The organism is uncultured Gordonia sp. (assembly GCF_937858515.1).
Lineage (GTDB): Bacteria > Actinomycetota > Actinomycetes > Mycobacteriales > Mycobacteriaceae > Gordonia.
In genome coordinates, this window is the sequence record NZ_CALLZT010000043.1 from 1 (window position 1) to 7,960 (window position 7,960).

The window sequence follows — 7,960 nt, forward strand, 5'->3', positions numbered from 1 at the left end:
CCTGCATCAACAGGTCGGTGGGGGTGCGGCCGTAGTGATCGCCGGTGGGCCGGAACCCGGCGCCTTCGAGCAGCATCACCATCGGGATCCGGTTGCGCAGCGCGAGTTCGGCGACGCGGTAGCGCTTGGCGTTGCTGCCGGGGGCGATGGTGCCGGCGAATGTCGTGAAGTCCTCGGCCCCGACCACCACCGGCATGCCGTTGATCTCGCCTGTGCCGGTGACAATGGCGTCGGCGGCGATCTCCCCGCCCACGAGGGTGCCGAACTCCTGGAAGCTGCCGGGATCGAGAAGCGCGCGGACCCGGGCCCGGGCGTCGAGCTTGCCCTTGGCGCGGTGCTTGGCGACCCGCTCGGCGCCGCCCATCGCGTAGGAGCGTTTACGGCGCGCGTCCAGGTCGCCCAGGGTCTCATCCCAGGCGCCGGCCTGTGTCGAGGTCATGTGGCCTCCGTGTCTCTCTCGTCTGTGCCGGCCGGTATTGCCGACCGCTTCACTATGGGGTGGGGATTACTGCGGGGGTAGCGATGCCAGCGGGGGGAACCGCGGATCGCGGCGCTCGAAGAAGCTGGTGATGCCCTCGATAACGTCGGGCTGTTTGATCGAAAGATTCATCAGCTCAACCGATCTCGCCGTGGTTGCAGCGACGGCCGCGCGATCGGATTCGTCGTATAGCTGACCCTTGATCTGCGCCAGCGCCCACGGCGAACACCGCGTGGCCAACTCGTCCGCGTATTCGATGGCCCGCGTCAGCAGATCACCGTCGGCGACAACCTCTTTGACCAGACCGAGCCGCAGTGCCTCCGCGGCGTCGAACTTGCGGCCGCTGAGCAGTAGGTCGGCCGCCGGAGCGGCCCCCACCACTCGCGGAAGGATCCACGAAATCCCCTGCTCGGCAACCAGACCCAGCCGGACGAAGGTGGCACCGAACTTGGCCCCGGCGGCCACGAACCGGACATCGCACATCAGGGCGAGGGTGAAACCGAATCCGATGCACGGCCCGTTGACCGCCGCGATGACCGGCTTACGCACTGCCGTCAACGTATACGGTTGCCGCTCACCGAGAATGGCGCTCAGTGCATTCTCGTCGGTATTGCCCAGATCATCGCCCAGCGACTCGGTACTGGTGGCACCGCCCCCGGAAAGGTCTGCACCGGCGCAGAATCCGCGGCCCGCACCCGTCACCACGATCACGCGCACCGCCTCGTCGGCGTCGGCCCGGTCGATCAGTTCGTAGAACGGCACGGCGATGTCCATCCCCCAGGCGTTGAGCCGGTCGGGGCGATTGAGCGTAAGCACCGCGACGCCGTTGTCGCGGAGTTCGTAGAGTACGGCGGGTTCGGTCATCGCAGCGTGTACCGGATCGGGAGGTGCTTGAGGCCGCCGACGAACGTTGTCGCGGTCAATTGTGGTTCACCCGCCAACTCGATGTGGTCCAGGCGCGAGAGCAATTCCCTGAAGAACGCCCCGATCTCCATCCGGGCCAGCGGCGCGCCGAGACAGAAATGCAGTCCGTGCCCGAACGCCAGATGCTTGTTGGGTTCACGCTCGATATCGAAGGCGAACGGGTCGTCGAACGCCTCCTCGTCGCGGTTGGCCGACACGTACGACAGCAATACCGCGTCGCCGGCTTTGATCGTCTTGCCGCGCAGTTCGGTGTCCTCGACGGCGGTCCGCATGAACTCCTTGACGGGGGTGACCCAGCGGATCATCTCCTCCACCGCCAGCGGCATCAGGTCCGGGTTGTCGCGCAGCTTGGCGAGCTGATCGGGATGTTCGATGAGCGCCTGCAGGCCGCCGGTGATAGAGCTGCTGGTGGTGTCGTGGCCTGCCGTGGCGACGATCGCGTAGTACGAGACGGTCTGGATGTCGTCGAGCGGGGCGCCGTCGACGGTGGCGTTGGCGATCGCCGAGGCGAGGTCGTCGGTGGGGTCGGCCCGGCGGTTCTCCGTGAGCTTCTGGAAGTAGGCGAACATGTCGAGCATCGCCATCATGTTTTCTTCGTCGCTGGTGCTGCGCTGCAGTTCCGGGTCGTCGTTGCCGACGAGTTCCTGGGTGAGCTTGAGCATGAACGCGAAATCGTCCTCGGGGATGCCGAGCAGCGACATGATCACATACAGCGGATAGTCGACCCCGACCGTCTGCACGAAGTCGCATTCACCGCCGGCGGCGGCCAGCTTGTCGACGAACCGCTTGGCCAGCGCGTTCACCTGCTCCTGAAGCTTGGCCAGCGCACTCGGCTTGAACCAGTTGACACCGATGGCCCGGTACTGACGGTGTTTGGCACCGTCCATGTGAATGAGGGTGTCGATGCCGATCTGCTGCTGCAGTTTGTCCTGTTCGGTGGTCATCAGCACCGGCCGCGGCGAGTTACTGAACGTCTTGGCGGCGCGTTCGACCTTGATGATGTCGGCATACTTGGTGACGGCCCAGAAGGGGGTGTAACCGTCCACCTCGACCAGCGACACCGGGTCGTCCCTGCGGGCGGCCGCCAGCGCCGCGTGCAATGATTCGGAGTCCTTGTACGCGGCCGGGGTTGCCAGTACGGCGGCGGGTACCGCCTCTGCTGTGGTCATCGATCTGCCTTTCGCCTGGTGCCGGGCATCATCGTCGGATACGGGTCCTCGGATATGGGCTGCGGGCACGGATCGCCGGGGCTGCGCCGTGCGCCAACGTACGCTGACCGACGATCTTACCGCAAGGCTTACGGGAATGGTTACATTCGTCACAATCGTTCGAGTTCCAGGTTCGGTAGGATTCCCGGCCGCACATACCGTCGCGATTACAGTAAGTACCTTGACAGTAGGCCCGTAGTCCCGGAGTATGACAGCCATCACAGCGACGTCCAGGCCCCGCCGTCGCGTCAGCATCGGAGAGTGTGCACCGCATGGAATGGACCGTAGGCACTGTCATCGACGCCATCGCCGACGCGATCCCCGACCGGCTCATGACCATCTGCGGCGATCGCCGCAGCACCTACCGCGAGGCCTCCGAGCGCACCACCGCGTTAGCGAAGTTCCTGGTGAGCAAGGGATTCGGTACCCACACCGAGCGCGCCGACCTCCAGCCCTGGGAGTGCGGACAGGACCGGGTCGCACTGATCATGCACAACGATCTGTACCCCGATGCGTTCATCGCCTGCTCCAAGGCCCGCGCGGTGCCGGTCAACGTCAACTACCACTACACGCCCACCGAGATCCGCGAACTGCTCGACTACGTCGCACCGCGTGCGGTGATCGGCCACCGCACGCTGCTCGCCAGGTTTGCCGGCGCCCTGCCCGACGGCGTCGACCTGATCATCTCCATCCCCGATGACGACGACACGCCTCCCATCGAAGACACGATCGAGTTCGATGATGCTCTGGCACAGGGGAGATCATGGGACGGCGACCTTCCCGCGGTCACCCCCGACGATGTGGTGATGATGTGCACCGGCGGCACCACCGGGCGGCCCAAGGGTGTGCTGTGGCGTCAGGGCGACCAATACGTGGTGTCGATGAACGGCGGAGTACACGCGCACGTCGACGAGATCCACCAGAAAGTGCAGTACGCCGGGCTGCCGTGGTTCGCGGTGTCCCCGCTCATGCACGCCGCCGGCCTGCTCACCGCCTTCGCCGGAATCCTTAACGGTCAGACCGCAGTCCTGTACGACAGCACCAAATTCGACCCCCACCGGGTGCTCGCGACGATCGAACGCGAGAAGGTCGGCCTGATGACGATGGTCGGCGATGCCTACGCCGTCGGGCTCATCGACGCCATCCGCAGCGGCGAATACGATGTGTCGACGCTGTTCTCGGTCGCCAGCGGCGGCGCCCCGCTCAATGTCGAACACCAGAAAACGCTCCGCGAGCTGCTGCCCGGGGTGATCCTGGTCAACGGCTACGGTTCCACCGAAACCGGCAACGTCGCGTTCGGTGCGAGTGAGAACGACGAGACCAACACGATCGTCGGGTTCACCCCGCACGCCGACACCCGCATTGCGTCCGAAGACCTCGACCGGTTCCTCGAGCCCGGCGACGAAGAGGACGGCTGGGTGGTGCGTCAGGGCCGGATGCCGTTGGGCTACTTCAAAGATCCCGAGGCCACCGAACGCACGTTCCGGACGGTCAACGGTGTGCGTGTCGTCCAGTCAGGTGACCGTGGCCGCATCTCCGAGGACGGCACGCTGCTGCTGCGCGGACGTGATTCGCTGGTCATCAACACCGGCGGCGAGAAGGTGTTCGCCGAGGAGGTCGAGGAGGTGCTGCGCACCTTCGCCCACATCGACGACGTCCTCGTCGTCGGTCGGTCCAGCGATCGGTGGGGTTCGGAGGTGGTGGCTGTGGCCGCAGGCGACGACGGGCTGGTCGCCTCCATTGAATCCGGTGAGCTGCAACGGTATTGCCGGGACAAGCTCGCCGGGTACAAGGTGCCCAAGGAGGTTGTCGTCGTCGATGATGTGCGGCGCCTCGGCAATGGCAAGGGTGACTATCGCTGGGCGAAAGCCACCGCGACCGAAACCTCGGAGGCTACGGTGTCCTGATGGGCGAGCGCATCACCGAATACCGCAACGGCGACTACGTTTTCGATGTCATCGACGCGGGGCCTGTCGACGGCACACCGATCGTGCTGCTGCACGGGTTCCCCCAGCGTGCCACCGCCTGGGATCTGGTGACGCCGCTGCTGCACCAGCACGGATATCGCACGCTGGCACCGGATCTGCGTGGATACTCGCCGCGAGCCCGGCCCGGTCGGCGCCGCGACTACGCGCTCGGGCTGCTCATCGGCGACGTGCTCGCCCTGTTCGACGCGATCGGCGACGGTCCGGTGCATCTGGTGGGCCACGACTGGGGTGCGATGCTCGCCTGGGGTGTCGCCGCACAGCACCCCGACAGGGTGGCGACGCTGACCACCCTGTCGGTTCCGCATCCGGCGGCATACCGCAGGGCGATGCTCCGGGGCCAGGTGCTGCGCAGCTGGTACATGGCGCTGTTCCAGCTGCCGAGGATTCCGGAGTCGTTCCTCACCAAGTCCTTCGAGTCACCGAAGGCGCGTGCGCGGATCGGGCTGCCACCCGAATACGCCGACCGGCTCCATTCCGACATCGTCGCGTACGGGGCCCTCACCGGTGCGCTCAACTGGTATCGGGCGATGCCGTTCTGGTCTCCCACCGACATGCGTACCGGCAAGATCACCGTCCCCACCACCCACCTATGGAGCGACCGCGACTTCGCCCTCAGCCGCGTCGGCGCCCAGCGCACCGGCCGCTGGGTGCAGGCCCCCTACGAATTCCGCATCATCACCGGCGCCAACCACTGGCTCCCCGAAACCCGCCCCGCCGAGGTCGCCGACGCCATCCTCGACCGGGTTGGCTGCTGACGGTCCGAGGAACTCACGCCATGCGCCGAAAGGTCACCGGACCCTTCGCGACCCTCGCTCCTTCGTCGCTTCGGCCTCAGGGATCAAGATGCCCCAACCAGCCCGACAACCCCCAAAACCACACAACAACCAACCGCGGCAACCTCCACTCCCGCCACAGGGATCAAAATGCCCCAACCAACCCGACAACCCCCAAAACCACACAACAACCAACCGCGGCAACCTTCGCTCCGGCCACAGGGATCAAGATGTCACAACTGTTTTGAACGTGGCTGCGGGAGGCTTCTTGATCCCTGAGGGCGATGCGAGGAACGAGCGAGCGTCTCGAAGGGTCCGGCGAGGCAGACGCATTACCGAACCACCTCACCGGCGACCACCGCGATAGTCACACCGGCAGCGTCCCGGATGACGATGTCCGCCAGGGAACCTCGGCGCAGACCGATCGCTGGGGTTCGGAGACGGCTTGCCGCTTCGTCGATGGTCAGGCGCTCCGAGCGGCCGGCGATCTCGCCGCCGGCGACTCGGCGAGTCACCGCGGCGTCGATGATCTCCGCCGGGTCGAGCGGGCCGTACGGTGCGTCACTGGACAGTGCCACGGGCACCCCGGCAGCCATGAGACTCGCGCAGCGGTACAGGTTTTCACGATCGGACGGGTCGACGTCGCGCAGGTAGTCATGGCCCCGGTCGGCGAGGAATCCGGGCTGGGTGACCACCGTGACGCGCAGACGACACAGGTCGTCGATCAGGTCGGGTGGGACGATCGCGGCGTGCTCGATGCGGTCATGTCCGCTCGCACCGGCATCGTCGAGGGCGGCGAGCGTGAGGATCAGCGCCTCACGGGTGACGCAGTGCACGGCGACGGCGCGACCGACATTGTGTGCGGCGCGGATCCTGTCGGTCAGGTCGTCGAGGTTGGGCAGCTCCGAGTCGGCGACGACGATCTTGTACGGTCCCGTCGTCACCCGATGTTCGGTGATGTTGCGGCCCAAGGGAACTCCTAGCAGATGCAGCCGTTGCGGGATCGCGCCCGATGCCGCGGCGGACTGAAGGTGCTCGAGTGCGGCGGTGTCGAGGTCGGGGGTGGCGTCGGTGACCGAGGTGATGCCGAGGGACAGCAGTTCCGCGCCGACTGCCGACAGATCTGGAAACCCGTTGGACGGCAGCCGTTTCCGCAGCCAGTCGTCGGCGCGGAAGATGCGCCCGGTCGGGGTGCCGTCGGGACGTCGTTCGATGCCGGGATGCCTGGCGTCGTCCAGCCCGAGCACCCGGGCGCCGAGACCGTTGACCAACCACATCGCTCCGCTGCGGTGCGAGATACGCACCGGCCGGGCCGCATACAGTCGGTCCAGAGAATCCGAGTCGAGTTCACCGGCAACGGTTTCGGAGTATCCGACGCCGCGCACCCAGCCGTGTTCGTCGGCCGGAGCAGCCGCCAGCACCGCGGCCAGTCCCGCGCCATCAGTCACCTCCGGCGGCCCGCACCGAACCGACCGCCGCGCGGCCGCCAGTGCGTGCAGATGCAGGTGGTGGTCGGTGTAACCGGGCTCGGCCACGCCCCCGCCGCAATCGACGACCTGTTCGCCCGGACGGCGGTGCACGTCCGCCGATATCGCGTCAATACGCTCACCGGCGATCCGGATCCGCGCGGGTATCCCTTCCACCACCACATTTGTCAGCAGCACCGGCACGCCCCGATCATGCCGATACCGCACGGCCGCAGACCAATCCATGTACACAATCGGCGATTCAGCATCACAACTCTCCGAACACCGCCGCGGTGTCGGCACCCGATTCCGGCGCGGGTGTCTGCACCGCGCGCGGCGTGGGGGCCACCACCGGATGCCCGGCCGGCGTCACCCAGCCGTCCCTCTCGTGGACGCACGCCGCCGACGGTTCGCCGGTCAGCGTGGCACCGACGATATCGGCCATCGAAAGATCCAGTACCGCAACGGGTTCGGTGAGCGCCCACACCACCGCGGTGAGCCCGGTGAGCGGATCGGCGATCGCGTCGCCACAGAACACCGGATCACCGGCGTCGTCTAGGGCCACCAAACCGGCCGCGGCGGCGACGTCGTCGCCGAACCCGATCCGGTTGGAATCGCGGCCGAACGCGGTGATCGACACCCACGACACCCCGGTCGCCGCCACCTTCTCGGCATCGATCCCGAAGCCACGCAACGCCCTTGGCCGCGATGCCTCGATCACGATATCCGCCGACGCCACCAACTCCGCCAGGCTCCGACGGTCCGAATCGTCGGCAGGGTCGAACACGACGCTGCGATGACCACCGTGCAGCAGGTTGTAGAAGTCCGCGTTGCCGCGGCGAGCGCCGTCGGGCCGGGTCGTCGTCTCCACCTTGATGATCTCCGCACCCCCGAGCCCCAGCAGATGCGCACACAGCGGTCCCGCCCACAGCGCGCTGAAATCCACCACCCGCAACCCCTTCGGTGAACGCAGTGCACCCCGTGGTGATCGGACACTGTCGGCTCGCGAGGTTTCGAGGCTCGCAAGCTCGCACCTCAACCGGCGGGGGGAGCCCCCCTCCCCCACGGTCCCCCCTCCGCCGGTTGACGTGTGAGGAGCGCAAGCGACGAGCCTCGAAACCTC

6 protein-coding genes and 1 pseudogene are annotated in these 7,960 nt (G+C 66.8%); 2 read left to right on the forward strand and 5 right to left on the reverse strand.

The annotated features are described in order from the left end of the window. The 3 genes from Q0627_RS03200 to Q0627_RS03210 form a co-directional block, all read right to left on the reverse strand. Nucleotides 1-439 (reverse strand): carboxyl transferase domain-containing protein (locus tag Q0627_RS03200; protein ID WP_298807668.1); only part of this gene is annotated, 439 nt, incomplete at its 3' end. 66 nt (nucleotides 440-505) lie between these two features. Then, complete coding sequence (locus tag Q0627_RS03205; RefSeq protein WP_291019948.1) at nucleotides 506-1,342, reverse strand: enoyl-CoA hydratase-related protein; 837 nt, start codon at nucleotides 1,340-1,342, stop codon at nucleotides 506-508. Continuing rightward, entirely contained in the window at nucleotides 1,339-2,571 is a 1,233-nt protein-coding gene (locus Q0627_RS03210; protein ID WP_291019944.1) for a cytochrome P450, read from the reverse strand. Before Q0627_RS03210 ends, Q0627_RS03205 begins: the two co-directional genes overlap by 4 nt. A 311-nt stretch (nucleotides 2,572-2,882) precedes the next feature. Here Q0627_RS03210 and Q0627_RS03215 point away from each other — a divergent pair, with 311 nt between their 5' ends. Both Q0627_RS03215 and Q0627_RS03220 read left to right on the forward strand, forming a co-directional pair. After that, complete coding sequence (locus Q0627_RS03215) at nucleotides 2,883-4,517, forward strand: AMP-binding protein (RefSeq protein ID WP_291019941.1); 1,635 nt, start codon at nucleotides 2,883-2,885, stop codon at nucleotides 4,515-4,517. Continuing rightward, nucleotides 4,517-5,353 (forward strand): alpha/beta fold hydrolase, encoded by an 837-nt coding sequence (locus tag Q0627_RS03220; RefSeq protein ID WP_291019939.1) that lies wholly within the window; start codon nucleotides 4,517-4,519, stop codon nucleotides 5,351-5,353. The genes Q0627_RS03215 and Q0627_RS03220 overlap by 1 nt, the downstream gene beginning before the upstream one ends. 350 nt (nucleotides 5,354-5,703) lie before the next feature. Here Q0627_RS03220 and Q0627_RS03225 read toward each other — a convergent pair whose 3' ends face one another. Next, a complete protein-coding gene (locus Q0627_RS03225; RefSeq protein ID WP_324387754.1) occupies nucleotides 5,704-7,041 on the reverse strand; it encodes an amidohydrolase family protein in 1,338 nt (445 codons plus the stop codon). A 64-nt stretch (nucleotides 7,042-7,105) separates the two neighbouring features. Next, nucleotides 7,106-7,795: pseudogene (locus Q0627_RS03230) on the reverse strand (CoA transferase); the annotation flags it as partial. Nucleotides 7,796-7,960: the final 165 nt, after the last annotated feature.